This window comes from Paracoccus spongiarum (assembly GCF_030732095.1).
Classification (GTDB): Bacteria; Pseudomonadota; Alphaproteobacteria; order Rhodobacterales; family Rhodobacteraceae; genus Paracoccus; species Paracoccus spongiarum.
The window spans coordinates 123765-142861 of the sequence record NZ_JAVAMQ010000007.1; the positions used below are offsets into that span (position 1 = coordinate 123765).

At 69.7% G+C, this 19097-nt stretch carries 17 protein-coding genes and 1 pseudogene; 14 read left to right on the plus strand and 4 right to left on the minus strand.

The genetic code is table 11. The features are described 5' to 3' along the window. The 4 genes from Q5Y72_RS09680 to Q5Y72_RS09695 form a co-directional block, all read right to left on the minus strand. A complete protein-coding gene (locus Q5Y72_RS09680; protein WP_305963206.1) occupies window positions 1–1293 on the minus strand; it encodes a BCD family MFS transporter in 1293 nt (430 codons plus the stop codon). Between the two features lies 1 nt (window position 1294). Further along, window positions 1295–2200, minus strand: coding sequence for a chlorophyll synthase ChlG (gene chlG, locus Q5Y72_RS09685; protein WP_305963207.1), 906 nt, complete (start codon window positions 2198–2200; stop codon window positions 1295–1297). An 88-nt stretch (window positions 2201–2288) separates the two neighbouring features. Then, a complete protein-coding gene (gene ppsR, locus Q5Y72_RS09690; RefSeq protein ID WP_305963208.1) occupies window positions 2289–3716 on the minus strand; it encodes a transcriptional regulator PpsR in 1428 nt (475 codons plus the stop codon). A 5-nt stretch (window positions 3717–3721) separates the two neighbouring features. After that, window positions 3722–4537, minus strand: a complete 816-nt coding sequence (locus Q5Y72_RS09695) for a cobalamin B12-binding domain-containing protein (protein WP_305963209.1) — start codon at window positions 4535–4537, stop codon at window positions 3722–3724. A gap of 335 nt (window positions 4538–4872) precedes the next feature. Here Q5Y72_RS09695 and bchF point away from each other — a divergent pair, with 335 nt between their 5' ends. The 14 genes and pseudogenes from bchF to Q5Y72_RS09765 all read left to right on the plus strand — a co-directional run bounded on the left by bchF (window position 4873) and on the right by Q5Y72_RS09765 (window position 19092). Beyond that, window positions 4873–5361 (plus strand): 2-vinyl bacteriochlorophyllide hydratase, encoded by a 489-nt coding sequence (gene bchF / locus Q5Y72_RS09700; RefSeq protein ID WP_305963210.1) that lies wholly within the window; start codon window positions 4873–4875, stop codon window positions 5359–5361. After that, window positions 5358–5981, plus strand: a pseudogene (locus Q5Y72_RS09705) (nitrogenase component 1); the annotation flags it as partial. The gene bchF and the pseudogene Q5Y72_RS09705, both read left to right, overlap by 4 nt. Before the next feature lie 125 nt (window positions 5982–6106). Further along, the gene (locus Q5Y72_RS19895) at window positions 6107–6316 is read left to right on the plus strand and encodes a hypothetical protein (protein ID WP_371930802.1); all 210 of its coding nucleotides are present in this window, start codon (window positions 6107–6109) and stop codon (window positions 6314–6316) included. Then, the gene (gene bchI, locus Q5Y72_RS09715; RefSeq protein ID WP_305963211.1) at window positions 6313–7320 is read left to right on the plus strand and encodes a magnesium chelatase ATPase subunit I; all 1008 of its coding nucleotides are present in this window, start codon (window positions 6313–6315) and stop codon (window positions 7318–7320) included. The genes Q5Y72_RS19895 and bchI overlap by 4 nt, the downstream gene beginning before the upstream one ends. Continuing rightward, window positions 7317–9065: a magnesium chelatase subunit D gene (locus Q5Y72_RS09720; RefSeq protein WP_305963212.1), complete on the plus strand. Its 1749-nt coding sequence runs from the start codon at window positions 7317–7319 to the stop codon at window positions 9063–9065. The genes bchI and Q5Y72_RS09720 overlap by 4 nt, the downstream gene beginning before the upstream one ends. A gap of 3 nt (window positions 9066–9068) precedes the next feature. Then, window positions 9069–9974 carry an alpha/beta fold hydrolase BchO gene (gene bchO / locus Q5Y72_RS09725; protein ID WP_305963213.1) on the plus strand — a complete coding sequence of 302 codons (906 nt, stop codon included), beginning with the start codon at window positions 9069–9071 and terminating at the stop codon, window positions 9972–9974. Window positions 9975–10024: 50 nt separating this feature from the next. Next, window positions 10025–11314: a PQQ-dependent sugar dehydrogenase gene (locus Q5Y72_RS09730; protein ID WP_305963214.1), complete on the plus strand. Its 1290-nt coding sequence runs from the start codon at window positions 10025–10027 to the stop codon at window positions 11312–11314. Between the two features lie 55 nt (window positions 11315–11369). Further along, window positions 11370–12284 (plus strand): 2-dehydro-3-deoxygalactonokinase, encoded by a 915-nt coding sequence (locus tag Q5Y72_RS09735; RefSeq protein WP_305963215.1) that lies wholly within the window; start codon window positions 11370–11372, stop codon window positions 12282–12284. Continuing rightward, entirely contained in the window at window positions 12281–12895 is a 615-nt protein-coding gene (locus tag Q5Y72_RS09740) for a 2-dehydro-3-deoxy-6-phosphogalactonate aldolase (RefSeq protein WP_305963216.1), read from the plus strand. Before Q5Y72_RS09735 ends, Q5Y72_RS09740 begins: the two co-directional genes overlap by 4 nt. 116 nt (window positions 12896–13011) lie before the next feature. Continuing rightward, on the plus strand, window positions 13012–13962 hold the full coding sequence (locus tag Q5Y72_RS09745) for a LysR family transcriptional regulator (protein ID WP_305963217.1): 951 nt from the start codon (window positions 13012–13014) through the stop codon (window positions 13960–13962). 106 nt (window positions 13963–14068) lie between these two features. Beyond that, window positions 14069–15076, plus strand: a complete 1008-nt coding sequence (locus Q5Y72_RS09750) for a Bug family tripartite tricarboxylate transporter substrate binding protein (protein WP_305963218.1) — start codon at window positions 14069–14071, stop codon at window positions 15074–15076. A gap of 64 nt (window positions 15077–15140) precedes the next feature. Next, the gene (locus Q5Y72_RS09755; protein ID WP_305963219.1) at window positions 15141–15653 is read left to right on the plus strand and encodes a tripartite tricarboxylate transporter TctB family protein; all 513 of its coding nucleotides are present in this window, start codon (window positions 15141–15143) and stop codon (window positions 15651–15653) included. Continuing rightward, complete coding sequence (locus Q5Y72_RS09760; protein WP_305963220.1) at window positions 15653–17191, plus strand: tripartite tricarboxylate transporter permease; 1539 nt, start codon at window positions 15653–15655, stop codon at window positions 17189–17191. Before Q5Y72_RS09755 ends, Q5Y72_RS09760 begins: the two co-directional genes overlap by 1 nt. A 14-nt stretch (window positions 17192–17205) precedes the next feature. Further along, the gene (locus Q5Y72_RS09765; protein ID WP_305963221.1) at window positions 17206–19092 is read left to right on the plus strand and encodes a bifunctional sugar phosphate isomerase/epimerase/4-hydroxyphenylpyruvate dioxygenase family protein; all 1887 of its coding nucleotides are present in this window, start codon (window positions 17206–17208) and stop codon (window positions 19090–19092) included. Window positions 19093–19097: the final 5 nt, after the last annotated feature.

Here is a 19097-nt window from a genome sequence, read left to right on the forward strand (position 1 = left end):
CTATTCTCCCGCCATGATGGCCACGCGCGGCGCGGCCCCCGCCCCGATCACCCGCAGCGCCAGCAGCGCGGCGGCCAGGAAGAGCGCCGCCTCGACCAGGAACACGGTCGCGAAGGCCGGCGCGTCGGCCGCCAGAACCCGGCGCATCAGATCGACCGCGGCCGCGCCCGCCAGACCGCCGAAACCCGCCGCGACGGCCTGCGCCGCGCCCCACAGGCCCATGCGCGTGCCTTCGCGACGGCTGCGCCCCTCGCCGGCCAGCGCCATCATCGAGCCGATGGCCGCGACGGCGAAGATGCCGTTGAACAAGCCCAGCAGGACCACCGCCGGCACAAGCGGCCCGGGCTGCGGCAGGTTGCCCAGCAGCGCGATCAGCAGCAGGCTGGCCGCCGATCCGGTGCAGCCAAGGACCACCCAGCTCCGCAGGCTACCGAGGCGAAGCCCGGTCGCGGCGATGCCGACGCCCAGCATGCCCAGGAACACGCCCAGATGCTGCGCGCCGCCCAGCGCGGTGGACTGGCCCGGCGTGAAGGCGAAGACCAACCCGGCATAGGGTTCCAGGATCAGTTCCTGCATGAAATAGGCGCACATCGACAGGAAGACGAAGATGGTGAAGTGGCGCGCCTGCGGCTCGGCCCAGATCTCGCGAAGTCCGGCGATCAGATGCCCCTGTCCATCGGAGCCCGGGTGTGGCGGCGGTGCGGCGCGTTCGATGCCCCACAGCGCAAGGACGCTGACCAGCACCGCCCCGGTGCAGACCGCCAGCACGATCCGCATCAGCCGCGCCGGGCTGTAGGGATCAAGGATCGCGCCAACGCCGCCCGCCGTCAGGGCGATGCCTGCGATCATCATCAGCCAGGTGATCGTCGCGGCGGCGGCGCGGCGATGCGGCGCCACCGCGCCCGCCAGCAGGGCCAGCAGCGAGGTGCGGGCAGCGCCAACCCCCATGCCGATCATCCCGTATGCGAGGACCGAGACGGCCAGCGCCAGCGTGGGATGCGTCGCGAACAGCACCACGCCAAGGCTTGCCGCGGTCGCCCCCCCGGCCAGCGCGGACATGCCGCCGATGATCCAGCGCGTGCGGCGCCCGCCGCGGTCCGACATCAGGCCCCAGCTTGGCCTGCTGATCTGGACCGCGTAGTGCCAGCCGACCAGCAGTCCCGGCAGGATCGCTGGCAGCGCCAGTTCCACCACCATCAGCCGGTTCAGCGTCGAGGTGGTGAGCACGACGACCGACCCCAGGGCCATCTGGACGAGACCGAGGCGCAGGATAGCCAGCCAGCCCAGCCCCATCTCAGCCCCCCATGCCGCCAAGACCGGACGCCGCGACCATCATGCCGACGACATACAGCGTGACGCCGGTGGCATTGTACCACGGCGCGCGGCCGCGCGGATCCGACAGCAGCACCCGCATCGCCGCAAGCTGCGCCGCCAGCAGCGCCGCGATCGCCAGCCCGTGCAGCGGCAGCCCCCAGACGGCCAGCAGGGCGATGACAGCCAGTTGTGGCAGGGCCATGACCACGCAGGCCATCCGGGCCGCGCGGGCCGGGCCCAGCGTGACCGGCAGCGACCGCACGCCGGTCAGCCGATCGCCCTTCAGGGCCTTGAAATCGTTCAGTGTCATGATGCCATGCGCGCCAAGCGCATACAGCAGCCCGACGGCGATCACCGGCCATCCGGGCAGCGCGCCGGACAGGACAGCCGCGCCGGTGAACCAGGGCAGCCCCTCATAGCACAGCCCGACAAGGCCCGGCCCCCAGATGCCCGACCGCTTCAGCCGCACCGGTTCGGCCGAATAGGCCCATGCCGCCAGGACGCCGAAGATCGTGGCGGCAAAGGCCCATCGGCCCAGCGCCGCCCCCAGAACCAGGGCCAGCCCGCTCATGGCAAGGGCGATCCACAGGCCCCACCGGCCGGGCACCCGCCCCGAGGGAATCGGCCGGTCCGGCTCGTTGATCGCGTCGACATGGCGGTCGCACCAGTCATTTGCCGCCTGGCTCATCGCGCAGACCACCGGCCCGGCCAGCACCATGCCGCCGATGACCAGCCAAACCGATCCGGCAAGGGGCACGCCCGACGCCACCGCGCCGCACAGGAAGGCCCAGACCGGTGGGAACCAGGTGATCGGCTTGAACAGCGCGAGAACGGCCCGCGGGCTGGGATGACGGCGCACCGACTGTAAGTCAAACGTGACACTCATGATGTCAATTAAACTATACATCGCGAGAGTCGGGAAGCGTTTTCTGACAGGCCGTGGCCGATCAGGGCCGCCTCGGCCGCCGGGCCGGTCAGCGATCCTCGGAATCGTCGATGAAGCCGTGCTTGCGCAGCTTGACGTAAAGGCTCTGTCGCGACAGGCCCAGCATCTCGGCCGCCGCGACCCGGTTGTTCGAGGTCAGCTGCAACGCCGTCTCGATGCACATCTTCTCGACGACGTTCGAGGTGGCCGAGGCCAGCTCCTTCAGCGAGGTGGTGCCGACAAGGTCCATGACCTGCCGCATCGCGTCATCGCCCATCAACACCATCCCGCCCTCGGTCGCCATCTGCTCGCGCCGGGTGACATCGCGCATGATCAGCCCGAAGCCCGGATCGCTGCGCGGATTGTCGAGACGGGCGGCCGAGATGTCGACGCTGGTGCGCGACCCGATGCGGCTGACGACTTGCGCGCCATAGCTGCGCAGCCGGTCCTGCTTGGTCGCGGCCTCGAGGATCAGCTTGATGTCAACGCCGCTGCGGGCCAGAAACTCGGCCAGCGACAGGCCGCGGGCCTGCCGCGCCTCGGTGGCGTCGATCATCGCCAGAAAGGCCTCGTTCGCATCGCGGATCACGCCGCGCGCATCGGTCAGCACGATCGCGTCGGCCGAACTTGCGAACAGCTGCACCAGCGCGCGGGACGAATGTTCCTGATCCTTGCGCTGCTGGTCCGCCTCCTCGATGCGGCACAGCAGGTAAAGATCGCCCGAGGCGCGAAAGAAGGACGGCATCAGGCGCAGCATCCGCCCCAGCCGCCGCACCACGACATCGACGCCGGCGGGCTGGTCGGGCGCCGCGGCCGCCTGCAACGCCTCTGTCAGCTCGTCCCGGCGGCGCCCCTCGAACAGCTGCGCGAACATGCCGCCCGACAACGCCTGAGCGGAGGTTCCGAACAGATCGGCCGCCGCGGCATTGGCATCGCGGATGCGCCCCTGCCGCGCATCGACCAGCATGATCGGCGTCGTCGACGCCTCGAGGACGGTGCGATAGAAACTCTCTTCGGCCCGCAGTTTCTGGTAGTCGCGTTCGCGGGCAAGCTGTTCCTGGAGCAGACGGCGCTGGACCTCGGCGATGGGCTGCATGTCGCGCCCCAGCAGCAGGATGCGCCCGTCGAGACCGCGGTGGATCGTGTAGCGCACCGGAAACTCCCAGGTGGCATTGTCCACATGGTTCAGCTCGATCGCCTTGGGCGCCAGATCGGGGTCGGCCATGACATCGGCGATGCGCTGGCTGAACTTGATCCGGCTTTCATCGGTCAGAAAGCTGTCGAACTGCCGCCCGACCCAGTGATCAAGGCATCCCAGGGACGGCGCGTCGCCATTGACCGAGATCCCCTCGACCAGCATCTCTTCGTTCAGGCTGACGGCGAGGTCGCAGGCGCTTTCGATCAGGGTCGCGAAATTTGCGGGCTGCGGAAGCGATCCGGCCTTGGTCCAGCTTCGTCTGTGGTCCTGCCTTGTCACCCGCTCTACTCCGCTGCGGTCGCCTCCGCTTGGTCATGCGACATGCCCGACCAGGCCGGCGACACGCTTGCCAGCCCGCATCTGTTGATGGCTTCCCGGGGCGACAACGCAGTGTAATCCGCCCCGGTCCGTCGCGCAACATTATTCAACAGGTCCGCGGCCCTCCCCCCCACCACCACCGGCGGCAGGTCGTCGATCGAGGCGCGCAGGAAATGGATCAGCAGCCGGGCGCTCTCGACGGATTGCGCGGTGGCCAGCGACATCCCGACCATCGAGAACCGGCGCGCCTTGATGACCTCGGCCAGTTCCGCCGCCTCGAGCCCAATCGCCATGTGCACCCAGATGCCGTGCTTGCGGAACTGCGAGGCTGCGGCAAAGGCGCCAAGCGAATGATCCTCGAAGGACGGCACCACCATCAGCGCCGACTGCCCCAGCGGGATGGTCCGCGACTCCCAGTCGCCGCCCGCGTCATGGTCGCGGTAAAGCCGCTGCAGCCGCCCGGCCGCCACTGTCACATCGACAAAGCTTGCACTGTCGGTCACCCACATCTCGCCGATGCGGCGCGCCACCTCGGGGATCAGCGACCGGAACACATCGTCGCGCTCGATCCCGCTGGCGATGATGGCGTTGAGGACCGCGACATGGGCGCTGTCGCAGTCGGCGCGCAAGGCCTCGCACAACGCGTCGATCCAGTCGCACCGGCTGCGCGGACGCTGGCCGGCATCGACCACCTTGCGCAGCGCAGCCAGCACTACGGCGTCGAGGGCTGTTCGTCTGCCGTCCAGGCCGGGCTGGACCGCTCGCGTCGCTTCCTTCCCCATCCGCACCTCTCCCTGGCAAATGGAATCGACCGAAGTCACGGCCACAGATCACAAGCTGGTCGGGCAAGACTGCGCCCGTTCCCGATCATATGTCAATTTCAATTTACACCTTTCGTCGGAGCGGATCGGCGGCAATCCGCAGGGCGGGAATTTCTGAACACTCAGTCAATTTCCCCGCCGCGACGCGGCAATTGCGCCCGCCCAGCCAGTCGGACGGCGGCAGGAATGACAAGTCAGCGTGACACCTGTCAGGGCCAAAAGTGTAAATTTTAATTGACACTAATTTCGCCCGCGCGCTAGCATCGAGGCCAGCCTGCAGCGATTGCGAGGGGTCCATGTTGAACCATGCGCGCAAAGTTCCGGCATCGGTTGCCCTGTATTCCGAAAGCCAGCGCGCGCGTCGGGATCGCAGCGTCTGGACGCTGGTGCAGGCCATCCTTGCCCCGCTGCAATTCGCGGCCTTCCTGGTCTCGCTGGCGCTTGTACTGCGCTACCTGGCGACCGGCCTCGGCTACGAGGCCGCAACGCTGTCGATCCTCGTCAAGACCGGGCTGCTCTATCTCATCATGCTGACCGGCGCGATCTGGGAAAAGGAAGTCTTCGGCCAGTATCTCTTCGCGCCCGCCTTCTTCTGGGAGGATGTGTTCAGCATGGCGGTGCTGGCGCTGCACACGGCCTATCTGTGGTGCCTGTTCGATGTCCGTCTCGGCCCCGATGGGCTGATGGTGCTGGCCCTTGCCGCCTATGCCACTTATGCCGTCAATGCCGGGCAGTTCCTGATGAAGCTGCGACAGGCCCGGCTGCAAGCGGCGGCCGGAACATGACCGGGACCGCCGCCCTGCCGCTTGCGGAATGTCGAGACCTTCCGGTACTGCGCCAGCGTGGCCAGCACGAGGTGTTCTGCGGCCTGACCGGAATCATCTGGCTGCACCGCAAGATGCCGGACGCTTTCTTCCTCGTGGTCGGCAGCCGGACCTGCGCCCATCTGCTGCAAAGCGCCGCCGGGGTCATGATTTTCGCCGAACCCCGTTTCGGCACGGTGATCCTCGAGGTAACCGATCTGGCCGGGCTGGCCGATGCGCATGCCTCGCTGGAACGCGAAGTGGACCGGCTGCTGGCCCGGCGCGGCGACATCCGGCGGCTGTTCCTTGTCGGCAGTTGCCCGTCCGAGGTCATCAAGCTGGACCTGTCGCGGGCCGCCGAACGCCTGTCGGCCCGCCATGCGCCCCGTGTGCGGGTGCTGAACTATTCCGGCTCGGGGATCGAGACAACCTTCACCGAGGGCGAGGATGCCTGCCTCGCCGCGATGGTCCCGGCGTTGCCCGCAACCGATGATGCCCAGCTGCTGATCGCCGGTGCCCTGCCCGATGTGGTCGAGGATCAGATGCTGGCGCTGCTGGCGGCGATCGGCATCAGCGGCGCGGTGGTCCTGCCGTCGCGGCGCTGACGCGGGCGACGCTGCGGCCGGCCATCGCGCTGCGCTTCTGGCGGCGGGTGCCGGCGATCAGCCGCAGGATCGGCGCCAATCCGGATGTGGCCTTCAAGATCGGAATCGGAGAGGTTCCCTGGATGCAGCAGGTCACCTTCTCGATCTGGCCCGACGATGGCGCGATGGCGGCCTTTGCGCGGGCCGAGGGTGCCCACGCCGCCGCGATCCGCGCCGTGCGCGAGGGCGGCTGGTTCCGAGAGGAACTTTACGCCCGCTTTCGCATCCTCGACGCGGTCGGGTCATGGGACGGCCGCCGCCCCCTTGCAGGTTACGGGATCGGAGCGGCATGAGCGGGCAGGTGTTCCCCTTTTCGGCCATCGTCGGCCAGGACCAGATGAAGCTGGCGATCATCCTTGCCGCCATCGATCCGGGCATCGGCGGGGTGCTGATCTTCGGCGATCGCGGCACCGGGAAATCGACCGCGGTGCGGGCGCTGGCCGCGCTGCTGCCGCCGATCGAGGTGGTCGAGGGCTGCCCGGTCAACTCGGCCCGCCCTGAGGACTGCCCTGACTGGGCCGGGCCGGCCGGGCCGGGCCTCGTCAGCCGGCCGACGCCGGTGGTGGACCTGCCGCTTGGCGCGACCGAGGACCGCGTGACCGGCGCGCTGGACATCGAGGCGGCGCTCGGCCGAGGCGAAAAGCGGTTCCAGCCCGGGCTTCTGGCCCGTGCCAATCGCGGCTTCCTGTATATCGACGAGGTCAACCTGCTCGAGGATCACCTCGTCGATCTGCTGCTGGACGTGGCCCAGTCGGGCATCAACAGCGTCGAGCGCGAGGGCCTGTCGATCCGCCACGCGGCACGCTTCGTGCTGATCGGATCGGGCAACCCCGAGGAAGGCGAGTTGCGCCCGCAGCTTCTGGATCGGTTCGGGCTGGCGGTCGAGGTGCGCTCGGCCAGCGAGATCGGCGAACGGATCGAGGCGGTGCGCCGCCGCGATGCCTACGAGACCGATCCTGCGGCCTTCCTCGCCGCCTGGGCCGCGGACGAGGCGCGAATCCGCGACGCGATCCTGGCGGCGCGCGCCGCGCTGGCGGAGATCGCGGCGACCGACGAGATCCTGCGCCTCTGCGCCGCCCTCAGCCTTGCGCTGGGCGTCGATGGGCTGCGGGGCGAGCTGACCCTGCTGCGGGCGGCGCGGGCGCTGGCCGGATACGAGGGTGCGGGGGCCATCACGCCCGATCATCTGCGCCGCATCGCCCCGATGGCGATGAGCCACCGGCTGCGCCGCGATCCGCTGGACGAGGCCGGATCGGCCAGCCGCGTCGAACGGGCGGCGGCCGAGGTCCTGGGATGACCGCCGCCAATCCAGAAGCAGATGCCGGTGAAGATTCCGGTGCCGGTGGCGGCGATGCGCCGCCGGATGGCTGGGCGCGTGCGATGCGGGCGCTGGCGGTCCTGGCGGTCGATCCGGGCGGGCTGGGCGGGCTGACGCTGCGCGCCCGCGCGGGTCCCGTGCGGCACGCCTTCGACGCCGCCTGCGCCATGCTGCCCCTCGATCTGCCGCGCCACCGGATCGGGCCGGCCACGCCCGAGGATCGCCTGTGCGGGGGCATCGACGTGCTGGCCTCGCTTGGCGCCGGGCGCATGGTGCGGGTCGCGGGCCTTGCGGCGCGGCCCGCGATGCTGGTGCTGGTCATGGCCGAACGCACCGATCCACGCCTTGCCGCCACGCTGGCCGGCATCCTCGATCGCCGGCACGGGCATTGCCTGATCCTTCAGGACGAGGGCGCCACGCCAGACGAAGTCCCACCCGCGGCGCTGCGCGACCGGCTGGCCTTCGCGGTGGACCTCGACGATGTGCGCCATGCCCGCACCGCCACCGACCTGCCCGATGCGGCGATGATCGGCGCGGCCCGCCAGAGGCTTGCCGCGATCACCGGCGGCCCCGAGGACGCGGCCACGCTGGTCATGGTGGCGGCCAGCCTCGGCATCGAAAGCCTGCGCGCCCCGCTGCTGGCGCTGCGGGTGGCGCGGGCGCTGGCGGCGCTGTCGGGGCGCGGCGCGGTGGCGCAGCCGGATCTGCGCGAGGCGGCCGAGCTTGTCCTTGCCCCCCGCGCAACGCGCCTGCCGCAACCCCGGCCCGACGACCATGCCCCCCCCCCGCCCGAGCCCGCCGAGGGCGACCTTCAGGACAACAGCGACAGCGCCGGCGCCACCCCGCCGCACGAGATGATCGTCGAGGCGGTCGCGGCCAGTCTGCCGCCGCACCTTCTGGCACGGCTGGCGTCGGACGCCGGGGCCACCGGCGCCGCCTGCCGGGGCAGCGGCGCAGGCGCGCGGGTCCGCGGCAACCGGCGCGGCCGCCCGCTGCCCGCCCGGCCCGGCCGCCCCGATGGCCGCGCCCGGATCGACCTGATCGCGACCCTGCGCGCGGCCGCCCCGTTTCAGCGGTTGCGCCGGGCCGATTGCCCCGGCACGGCGGCGGGCCGGGTCATCGTCACGCCGTCCGACCTGCGGCTCTGCCGCCATGAGGACCGGTCGGACCGGCTGCTGATCTTCTGCGTCGATGCCTCGGGATCGGCCGCGATGGCGCGGATGGCCGAGGCGAAGGGCGCGGTCGAACTGTTCCTGGCCGACGCCTATGCGCAGCGCGATCATGTGGCGCTGCTGGCCTTTCGCGGCACCCGTGCCGAGATGCTGCTGGCGCCGACCCGCGCGCTGGTGATGGCCAAGCGGCGGCTGGCCGCGCTGCCGGGTGGCGGCGGCACGCCGCTGGCGGCGGGGCTGGTCGCGGCGCATGGACTGGGGCTGGCCGCGCGGCGGCAGGGCTTTGCCCCGGCGCTGATCCTGCTGACCGACGGGCGCGGCAATGTCGGGCTGGACGAACGGCCGGGCCGCGAGGCCGCCGCAGACGATGCCCGCCGGGTTGCCGCGATGCTGCGCGGCGCCCGCCTGCCCTGCATCGTCCTGGACAGCGCGCCGCGCCCGGGCGCCGAGGCTTCGGTGCTGGCGGGCTGGCTGGGCGCGCGCCATCTGGCGCTGCCCCGCGCCGACGCAAGGGCCATGCGCGATGCCGCCGCGGCGGCGCTGGCGGGGTAGGCGGTGGACTGGGCGCGCGATCTGGGCGACTGGCCGCTGCACCGGCTGTCGCGTCGCATCGCCTGCGGCCCGCATCTGTGGCATGTGCAGGAAGCGGGCCGGGGGCCGCTGCTGCTGCTGCTGCACGGCGCGGGGGCCTCGACCCACAGCTGGCGGGCGCTGATCCCGGTGCTGGCCGACACCAGCCGGGTGATCGCGCTGGACCTGCCGGGTCAGGGCTTCAGCCGGGCCGGCCCGCGACGGCGTCCGGGGCTGGCCGAGATGACCGAGGACATCGCCGCGCTGTGCGCGCAGGAAGGCTGGCAGCCTGCGGCCATCATCGGCCATTCCGCCGGCGCGGTCATCGCGCTGTCGCTGGCGCTGCGGCCACCCGCGCCCGGCGCGTCCCTGCCGGCGATCATCTGCATCAACGCCGCGCTTGGCCATTTCGAGGGGGTGGCCGGCTGGCTGTTTCCGCTGCTGGCGCGGTTTCTGGCGCTGAACCCGCTGACCGCGTTGCTGTTCAGCGCCGGCCGCGATCATCGCGGCCGCGCGCGGCGGCTGATCGAGGGCACCGGATCGGTGATCGACGCCGAGGGGATCGCGCTTTACGCGCGGCTGATCGCGGATCGGGCGCATGTCGAGGGCACGCTGAAGATGATGGCCAGCTGGCGGATCGACCCGCTGCTGGCCGCGCTTGACCGGGTCGAGGCGCCCTGCCTGCTGATCGCCGGGCAGAACGACCGCGCGGTGCCGCCCGAGGTCTCGGCTCAGGCGGCGGCGCGGATTGCTGGCGCGGAATTGCGCCTGCTGCCCGGCCTGGGCCATCTGCTGCACGAAGAGGCCCCGGCGACGGCCTGTCGGCTGATCCTCGACCATCTCGGCCGCCGTCCGGCGTCGCCCGGAACATCCGGCGGCGCAGGCATTTGACGCCGGCCCGCTTCGCGCTAGTCTGCCCCCCGAAACGCGAGAGGCAGAGCATGGATTTCATGGCACAGGCGACCGCCGCCGTCGGCGGTATCATGGTGGCGCTGCGGCGCTTCGGGGCGCCCCGGACCCAGGCGGTCGGCACGGCGCCCACCATCCCCGAGGCCAGGCGGCAGGGGCTGATGACCCTGAAGATGCCAAGCGCGCATGGCTGGGCGCCCGGCCAGCTGCCGGTGGCGGCGGCCGGGCTGAAGGTCAACGCCTTCGCGTCGGGGCTGGATCATCCGCGCTGGATCGAGGTGCTGCCGAATGGCGACGTTCTGGTGGCCGAGGCCAAGGAACAGCCCGCGCCGCCGCGCACGATGATGGATCGGGCGATGCAGGCGACGATGCGCCGCGCCCATGCCATCGGCACCAGCGCCAACCGCATCAGCCTGTGGCGCGATGCCGATGGCGACGGCGTGGCCGAAACGCGCGAGGTCTTTCTGGACGGCCAGAACCAGCCCTTCGGCATGGCGCTGGCCGGGGGCACCTTCTATGTCGGCAATACCGACGGGATCGTCGCCTTTCCCTACACCGACGGCGCCACCCGGCTGGAGGGGCCGGGCCGCCGGCTGGTCGAGTTCAAGCCGGGCGGGCACTGGACCCGCAGCCTGATCCTGTCGCCGGATGGCAGCCGCCTTTACGCGGGCGTCGGCTCGCTGAGCAATATCGGCGACAAGGGCATGGCGGTCGAGGAAGGCCGCGCGGCGATCTGGGAACTGGAACTGGCCAGCGGCGCGGCGCGGATCTTCGCCTCGGGCCTGCGCAACGCCGTGGGCATGGCGTGGGAGCCGGTGACCGGCAGCCTCTGGACGGTGGTCAACGAACGCGACGGGCTGGGCGACGAGACGCCGCCCGACTACCTGACCTCGGTGCGCGAGGGCGGCTTCTATGGCTGGCCCTATTGCTACTGGGGCCAGACCGTGGACGACCGCGTGGCCCAGGATGCCGAGATGGTCGCCCGCGCAATCACGCCCGACTACGCGCTTGGCGGCCACACCGCCTCGCTTGGGCTGTGCTGGATGCCCGAAGGCACCCTGCCCGGCTTTCCCGACGGCATGGTGATCGGCCAGCACGGGTCCTGGAACCGCTCGACCCTCAGCGGCTATCGGCTGGTCTTCGTGCCGTTCGAGAATGGCCGGCCCGCAGGGGTGCCGCGCGACATCCTGTGGGGCTTTCTGTCCGAGGACGAGAAGCTGGCCCATGGCCGTCCGGTCGGTGTCACCATCGGCCCCGACAAGGCATCACTGTTGATGGCCGACGATGTGGGCAACGTGATCTGGCGAATCAGTGCAGCCTGACGGGACGGCGGCGAGGGCCGCCACCCTCCGCATCGCGTGAAAGGGGAATGATGCCATGTCCGGAACGGATCGGCAGGACAAGGGCGAGGCCGGCGGCGGGACAGGCGCCGACTGGATCGCCGCCGACTGGGGCACCACCAACCTGCGGCTCTGGGCGATGCGCGGCGGCGGGGTCGTGGCCCGCCGCGCCTCGGGTCGCGGCATGTCGGGCCTTGCCGCCGACGAGTTCGCCACGGTCCTCGCCGAGGCGACGCAGGGCTGGGGCGATCTGCCGGTCGTCGCCTGTGGCATGGTCGGCGCGCGGCAGGGCTGGATCGACGCGCCCTATGCGGCCGTGCCCGTGCGCGGCCAGCCGCGGATGATCCGGGTGCCGGGCCAGCGGGTCTGGATCGCCTGCGGCCTCAGCCAGGCCAGCCCGCCCGACGTGATGCGCGGCGAGGAGACCCAGCTTGCCGGGTTGCTGGCCGCACGGCCCGATTTTGACGGCTGCGCCTGCCTGCCCGGCACCCACAGCAAATGGGCGCGCCTGTCGGCAGGCGAGATCTGTTCCTTCCAGAGCTTCATGACCGGCGAGATCTATGCACTGCTGGCCCGCCAGTCGGTGCTGCGCCACGGCATCGGCGAGGCCCGCGACGATGCCGCCTTCGACGAGGCGGTGGCCGATGCGCTGAGCCAGCCGCACCGCGCCTATGCCCGGCTGTTCCAGCTGCGCGCCGCATCGCTGATCGCGGATCTGGCGCCCGACAGCGCCGCCTCGCGGTTGTCGGGCATGCTGATCGGCTGGGAGCTGGCGGGCGCCAAGCCCTACTGGCTGGGCCACGAGGTGGTCATCATCGGCGCGCCGGCGCTGTCGGGGCTTTACGCGCGGGCGCTGCGCCAGCAGGGCGTGACCTGCCTTCTGGCCGATGCCGAGGCCACCACCCTTGCCGGGCTTCACCTCGCCCGCCTGCAGATCGGAGAGACCGCATGACCCGCAACATCGTGGCCATCCTTCGCGGGATCACCCCGCCCGAGGCAACAGCCATCGCCGAGGCGCTGATCGCCGAGGGCGTCACCACCATCGAGGTGCCGCTGAACTCACCCGATCCGCTGGACAGCATCGCGGCGATGCAGGCGCAATGCGGGGACCGGGCGCGGATCGGCGCGGGCACGGTGCTGACCGCCGATCAGGTCCGCGCGGTCGCGGCGACCGGCGCGCGGCTGATCGTGTCGCCGAACTGCGATGTTTCGGTGATCGCGGCGACCAAGGCGGCAGGTCTGGCCAGCTTTCCCGGCATCATGACCCCGACCGAGGCCTTCGCCGCACTGGCTGCCGGGGCTGACGCGCTGAAGCTGTTTCCGGGCGAGCTGATCGGCCCGGCCGGCCTGCGGGCGATGCGCGCGGTGCTGCCCCCGTCCATGCCGGTCTATGCGGTGGGCGGCATCTCGGAAGGCAACATGGCCGACTGGCTGGCGGCGGGGGTGACAGGGTTCGGCATCGGCTCGTCGATCTTCCGGCCGGGCGACGGCGTGGCCGATGTCGCCGCCAAGGCGCGGGCACTGTGCGCGGCATGGGACAAGGCGGCCGCGCCGCGCGGCTGAGACATGACGGGGTCGCAGCGCCGCACCCGTGCACCTCCGATCATCGGGCGTGACATGGCGGCAAAACTCTGACCTGCTGTCAGCAACGCGCCGCCCCCGCCCGGATTTCAGAACCGATGCCACAGCTTACCCTGCGCCAGATCGAGGTCATCCGGGCGGTCATGCTGACCGGCACGATCACCGGCGCGGCGCGGATGCTGAACGTCTCGGCGCCCGGCATCAGCCGCCTGGTCAAGCATACCGAGGAATCGCTGTCGCTGCGCCTGTTCGAGCGGCGCGGCGGGGTCTATGTGCCGGCGGTCGAGGCCAGCGCCATCTTCGACCAGATCGGCCGGGTCTTCGGCGGCGTCGAGAACCTGACCCGGGCCGTCGAATCGCTGCAGCGGGGCGAGGCGGTGGACCTGTCCTTCGCCTCGGCCCCCTCGGTCGCGCAGTTCATCGCCGCCCGCGCCGTGCGCGCGGTGCGGCAGCGATACCCGGACCTGTTCATCGACCTCAACATCCTCAAGATCGAGGAGACGATCGACTATCTGATGCTGGAACGCGGCGAGTTCGTGATGATGAGCACGCCGGTCGACAATGCCGGGATCAGCAACGACATCGCCGCCCGGGGCCGGCTGGCCGCGATCCTGCCCGAGGGCCACGAGCTGGCCGGGCGCGACAGCGTCTCGATCCATGATCTCGTGCGCTATCCGATGATCGGCGTCGATGCGAACGATCCCTATGGCGCGGCCTGCGCGCGGCCGCTGCGCGAGGCCGGGTTGCCGGTGCGCTATTCGATGCGGGGGCGGTTCGCGCAGACCGTGGTCAGCCTGGTGCGGCACGGCCTTGGGGTCGCGGTCATCGACGAGTTTTCCGTGGCCGAGCTGTACATGCCCGGCGTGGTCCGCCTGCGGCTGCAGGAAGAGGCGCCGATCACGATCTATGTCGTCACGAAGACCGGGCGCGTGCTGTCCAGCTTTGCTGAATTCGCCATCGCCCAGCTGCGCCGCGAATTGCTGCGCGCCACCGCCTCGCGCCCCTGGGAGGCGCGGCAGGGCGGCGCGGGTGGCACGGGCGGAAGTTAACATCATGTTAACGTCAGTGACGGATTAATATTTGCCGTAAAGGCGCCTCGACGTGATGATGTGACGCATGGAGGCCGCGGGAATCGCCCGCGGCAGGGAGGACATCATGAACAAGATCATCGTGAAATTCACGACCGCCTTCGCGCTGACCACGGCCCTGACCGGCAGCCTGGCGATCGCGCAGGATTATCCCGCCAAGGAAATCCAGGGCATCATCCAGTGGGGTGCCGGCGGCTCGACCGACACCGTGATGCGCACCGTCACCCCCCATGCCGAAGAGGTTCTGGGCGGCAAGGTCGTGATGAAGAACATGACCGGCGGCGTCGGCGCCATCGCCACGAAATTCGTCTATGCCCAGAAGCCCGACGGCTACACCCTGCTGATGGGCGCCGAGAACCCGCTGCTCTACAAGGTGATGGGGCTGGGCGACATCGACTATTCGGAATTCACCCCGATCAACATCCTGGCCCGTGGCGTGCCGATCCTGGTGGCCAACAACGACGCGCCCTTCAACACCTTCGCCGAGATGGTTGCCCATATCCAGGCCAATCCCAACGCGGTGAAGTTCGGCTCGACCGGCCCGGGCGGTCTGGCATCGGTGGTGACGGCGATGCTGAAGTCCAAGACCGACCTGCAGGTGACCGAGGTTCCCTATGACGGCGACGGCCCGGCGCTGACCGCGCTTCAGGGGGGCGCCGTCGACGTGATGCCCGCCGTGCTCGGCGCGGCGATCGAGGGCATCAAGGGCGGCCGGATGAAGGCGATCGCCCTGGTCGACAACGCGGCCTCCGAGGCGCTGCCGGACGTGCCGGCGCTGGGCGAGACCAACCCCGAATATGCCGACTACCTGCCCTGGGGCCCGTTCTTCGGCGTCTTCGTGAAGAACGGCACCCCCGAGGACGTGGTGGCCAAGCTGACCGCGGCCTATGCCGAGGGCGCGAAAAGCGACGACTTCATCAAGCTGATGGCCGATCGGGGCTTCGTCATCGAAAGCCTGTCGGGACAGCCTGCGCAGGATTTCCTGGCAAACTGGCAGTCGGTCACCTCGTGGCTGATCCAGGACGCGGGCCTTGCGAAGGCCTCGCCCGAGGAATTCGGCATCCCGCGGCCCTGACCCAACGCCGCCCCGGCCCGCCAGCCGGGGCGGCATGACACCGCATCACAGGGAGGAATCGGTCATGCACGACAAGCGTATGCGCAGCGCAGGCGAGATTGCGTTCAATGGCGGAATGTTCGTCCTCAGCCTCGTGCTGCTGGTCGCGGCGTACGCCATCTCGGGCTTCGAATCGCTCAGCTCGCCCGGAGCGTTGCCGATGGCGGTGGCGCTGGCGATGGTGGTCAGTTCCGGCCTTATCCTGCTGGACAATGTCCGCAACTCTCGGCGTGACGGCACCCGCTTCATCCGCGACATCCTGCCGCCGGCGGTGATCGTGATGATGCTGTTCGTCGCCGGCTACGCGGTGCTGCTGGTGCCGCTTGGCTTCCTGCCGACCTCGCTGCTGTTCCTGGCGCTGTCGATCATCTACCTGCGGCGCGGCGGCATCGCCTATGCGCTGACCGTCTCGCTGGTGGCGCTGCTGCTGGTCTATGTGGTGTTCCGCCTGGTGTTCACCGTCCTGATGCCGGCGGGGATCGTCCCGGAAGCCGAGATCCTGGCGGCCATCGGCCGGATGTTCGGAGGAGCGGAGTGATGGAGGCGCTTGGCTATTTCCTGACCCCCTGGCTTGACATCAAGCTGCTGTTCCTTGTCGCGGCGGGCACCTTTGCCGGCGTCTATGTCGGGGCCATTCCGGGCCTGTCGGTGACGATGGCGGTGTCGATCCTGATCGGCTTCACCTTCACCTGGGATGTCTATCCGGCGCTGTGCCTGATGGTCGGCATCTTCATGGGCGGCGTGTATGGCGGCTCGCGCACCGCGATCCTGCTGAACATTCCCGGCGCGCCCTCGGCCATCGCGACGGCGATGGACGGCTATCCGCTGGCCCAGAAGGGCCTGGCCGGCGAGGCGATCGGCATTTCCACCGTCATGTCCTTCGTGGGCGGACTGATCGGCATCGCGGTGCTGGCGCTGGCCGCACCCACCGTCAGCGACTTCGCCCTGACCTTCCAGCCGCGCGACTTCATGCTGCTGGCCGTGCTGGGCATCCTTCTGGTCGGGTCGCTGTCGGGCGAAAGCCTGGTCAAGGGCATCTTCGCCGGCGCTATGGGCCTGCTGATCGGCACCGTGGGCATGGACCCGCTGACCGCAGAGGAACGGTTCACCTTCGGCTTCACCCAGCTGTGGGGCGGGATCAGCTTCATCGCGGTGATGATCGGCATGTTCGGCGTCTCCGAGGCGCTGGCCCAGCTGCACCATGTCGACAAGACCGCCGTGAAGCAGACGATCAGCCGGATCGTGCCCAGCTTTGCCTCGGTCCGCAAATACCTGCCGCTGTCGCTGCAGACATCGTCGATCGGCGTCATCATCGGCGCCCTGCCGGGCACCGGCGGCGACATCGCGGCGCTGATGGCCTATGACCACGCCAAGCGCGTGACAAAGAACCCCGAGGTGCCCTTCGGACAGGGCGCCAAGGAAGGTCTGGTCGCGCCGGAGACCGCCAACAACGCGGCCGTCGGCGGGGCCTTCATCCCGATGCTGACCCTCGGCATTCCGGGCGACGCAGTGACTGCGATCATGATCGGCGCCCTGTATATTCATGGTCTCAACCCTGGCCCGATGCTGATGATCGACCAGCCGCAGATGTTCTGGTTCATCACCGGCGCACTGGCCCTGGCCAACATCTTCATGCTGATCTTCGGCCTGACCGGCATCCGCCTGTTCACCAAGATCGTCGAGATGCCGCGCACGGTGCTGATCCCCCTGATCCTGCTGCTGTCGATTGTCGGCGCCTATGCGGTCAACAACGCGATCACCGATGTCTACTGGATGCTGGCCTTCGGGGTGCTGGGCTACTTCATGAAGTCCTATGGCTACCAGCTGGGACCTGTGATCCTGGGTGTGATCCTGTCGCGGCTTCTGGACGAGAACTGGCGCCGGGCGATCATTTCGGATCAGGGCAGCCTCGTCAGCCTGTTCAAGGGCATGCTGACCAGCCCCCTGTCGCTGGTGCTGCTGGCCATGGTGGTGATGATCTTCGTCAGCCAGACGCCGATCTGGAAACGCTGGCGCAACAAGGCCGGCCTGCCGGCCAGCGGCGGCGACCACAACGCGCCGGGTTCGGGCGCCTAGGGAAGGGGCGGGACATGAAAACCTCGATCGCGACCGTCTCGATCGCCGGCAACCTGCGCGAGAAGCTGGCGGCCATCGCCGCCGCCGGTTTCGACGGGCTGGAGATCTTCGAGCAGGATTTCCTGCAGGATGCCGCCAGCCCGCGCGAGGTCGGCCAGATGATCCGCGACCACGGGTTGCAGGTGATGCTGTTCCAGCCCTTTCGCGACTTCGAGGGGCTGCCCGGCCCGCTGCGGGCGCGCGCCTTCGACCGCGCCCGCCACAAGTTCGACCTGATGGCCGAACTTGGCGCAGACCTGATGCTGATCTGTTCGTCGGTGCATCCGCAGGCCCTGGGCGGCATCGACCGGGCCGCCGACGACCTGGCCGAACTGGCCGGGATCGCCGCGGACCGGGGTCTGCGGCTGGGTTACGAGGCGCTGGCCTGGGGGCGGCACGTCAATGACCACCGCGACGCCTGGGAGATCGTGCGCCGCGCCGACCACCCCGCGCTGGGCCTGATCCTCGACAGCTTTCACAGCCTGTCGCGCCGGATCGACCCCGACACGATCCGCCGTATCCCCGGCGACCGCATCTTCTTCGTGCAGCTGGCCGACGCGCCGCAGATCGACATGGACCTGCTGTACTGGTCGCGCCATTTCCGGAACATGCCCGGCGAGGGCGACCTGCCGGTGGTGGATTTCATGCGCGCGGTCGCGGCGACGGGCTATGCCGGGCCGCTGTCGCTGGAGATCTTCAACGACCAGTTTCGCGGCGGCAGCCCCACAGGCATCGCGCGCGACGGCCACCGCTCGCTGATCTGGCTGATGGATCAGGTGCGCCGGGCCGAGCCGTCGCTGGCCGTAGACCTGCCCGCGATCCCGGCCAACATCGCGGTGCGCGGTGTCGAGTTCATCGAATTCGCCACAGATCCCGCCGGCGCGCCCGAACTGGAAACGGCGCTGGCCCGGATGGGTTTTCACCGCGACAGCCTGCATCGCAACAAGGCGGTCAGCGTCTGGAGGCAGGGGGCTGTGCGCATCCTGGTGAACACCGAGCAGACCGGCTTTGCCCACAGCTTCTTTCTGAACCACGGCACCGGGGTCTGCGACATCGGCCTGAGGGTCGAGGACGCCGCGAACACCGTGGCCCGCGCCACCGCCCTCGATGCCACGCTGTTCAGCCAGCCGCTTGGCCCGCAGGAAATGACCATCCCGGCGATCCGCGGCGTCGGCGGCTCGATCCTGCATTTCATCGACGAGAAAAGCGGGCTGGATGCCGTGTGGAAGGTCGAGTTCCAGCCGACCGGCGCGCCCGAGCCCGATTTCGGCCTGTTCCGCGTGGATCACCTGGCCGAGACGATGGGCTATGACGAGATGCTCAGCTGGACGCTGTTCTACAGCGCCATCTTCGACATGCAGCGCAGGCCGATGCTGGACGTGGCCGATCCCGACGGGCTGGTGCGCAGCCAGGCGATCGCAAGCCCTGATGGCGGCACCCGGATCACCCTGAACGGGGCGCAGTCGCACCGGACCTTGGCCGGGGGGTTCCTGGCCGACAGCATGGGCAGCGCGGTCCAGCACATCGCGCTGGCCAGCCGCGACATCTTTGCGAGCGCCGAGGCGATGGCCGGCGCGGGGTTCGAGCCGCTGGAAATTCCCGACAACTACTATGACGACCTGCGCGCCCGCCACGGCCTCGACGAGGCGACAATCGCCCGCTTGCGGCGCTGGAACATCCTCTACGAGACCGAGGGCGAGGCCGAGTTCTTCCAGTTCTACGGCCGTCCGCTGGCCGGCGGGCTGTTCTTCGAGATCGTCGAGCGGCGCGGCGGCTATGACGGCTATGGCGCCAGCAACGCGCCGTTCCGCATCGCCGCGCTGAAACGGCTTCTGCGCGCCAAGGACATGCCGCGCGCCTAACTGTC

Bases quoted from the DNA above. Each gene is read 5' to 3' on its own strand.
- Q5Y72_RS09730 (WP_305963214.1), top strand. From the start codon at position 10,025: ATGGATTTCATGGCACAGGCGACCGCCGCCGTCGGCGGTATCATGGTG.
- chlG (WP_305963207.1), bottom strand. From the start codon at position 2,200: ATGAGTGTCACGTTTGACTTACAGTCGGTGCGCCGTCATCCCAGCCCG.
- Q5Y72_RS09680 (WP_305963206.1), bottom strand. From the start codon at position 1,293: ATGGGGCTGGGCTGGCTGGCTATCCTGCGCCTCGGTCTCGTCCAGATG.
- Q5Y72_RS19895 (WP_371930802.1), top strand. From the start codon at position 6,107: ATGCAGCAGGTCACCTTCTCGATCTGGCCCGACGATGGCGCGATGGCG.
- Q5Y72_RS09765 (WP_305963221.1), top strand. From the start codon at position 17,206: ATGAAAACCTCGATCGCGACCGTCTCGATCGCCGGCAACCTGCGCGAG.
- Q5Y72_RS09760 (WP_305963220.1), top strand. From the start codon at position 15,653: ATGGAGGCGCTTGGCTATTTCCTGACCCCCTGGCTTGACATCAAGCTG.
- Q5Y72_RS09755 (WP_305963219.1), top strand. From the start codon at position 15,141: ATGCACGACAAGCGTATGCGCAGCGCAGGCGAGATTGCGTTCAATGGC.
- bchF (WP_305963210.1), top strand. From the start codon at position 4,873: ATGTTGAACCATGCGCGCAAAGTTCCGGCATCGGTTGCCCTGTATTCC.
- bchI (WP_305963211.1), top strand. From the start codon at position 6,313: ATGAGCGGGCAGGTGTTCCCCTTTTCGGCCATCGTCGGCCAGGACCAG.
- Q5Y72_RS09735 (WP_305963215.1), top strand. From the start codon at position 11,370: ATGTCCGGAACGGATCGGCAGGACAAGGGCGAGGCCGGCGGCGGGACA.
- Q5Y72_RS09745 (WP_305963217.1), top strand. From the start codon at position 13,012: ATGCCACAGCTTACCCTGCGCCAGATCGAGGTCATCCGGGCGGTCATG.
- Q5Y72_RS09695 (WP_305963209.1), bottom strand. From the start codon at position 4,537: ATGGGGAAGGAAGCGACGCGAGCGGTCCAGCCCGGCCTGGACGGCAGA.
- Q5Y72_RS09720 (WP_305963212.1), top strand. From the start codon at position 7,317: ATGACCGCCGCCAATCCAGAAGCAGATGCCGGTGAAGATTCCGGTGCC.
- Q5Y72_RS09750 (WP_305963218.1), top strand. From the start codon at position 14,069: ATGAACAAGATCATCGTGAAATTCACGACCGCCTTCGCGCTGACCACG.
- Q5Y72_RS09740 (WP_305963216.1), top strand. From the start codon at position 12,281: ATGACCCGCAACATCGTGGCCATCCTTCGCGGGATCACCCCGCCCGAG.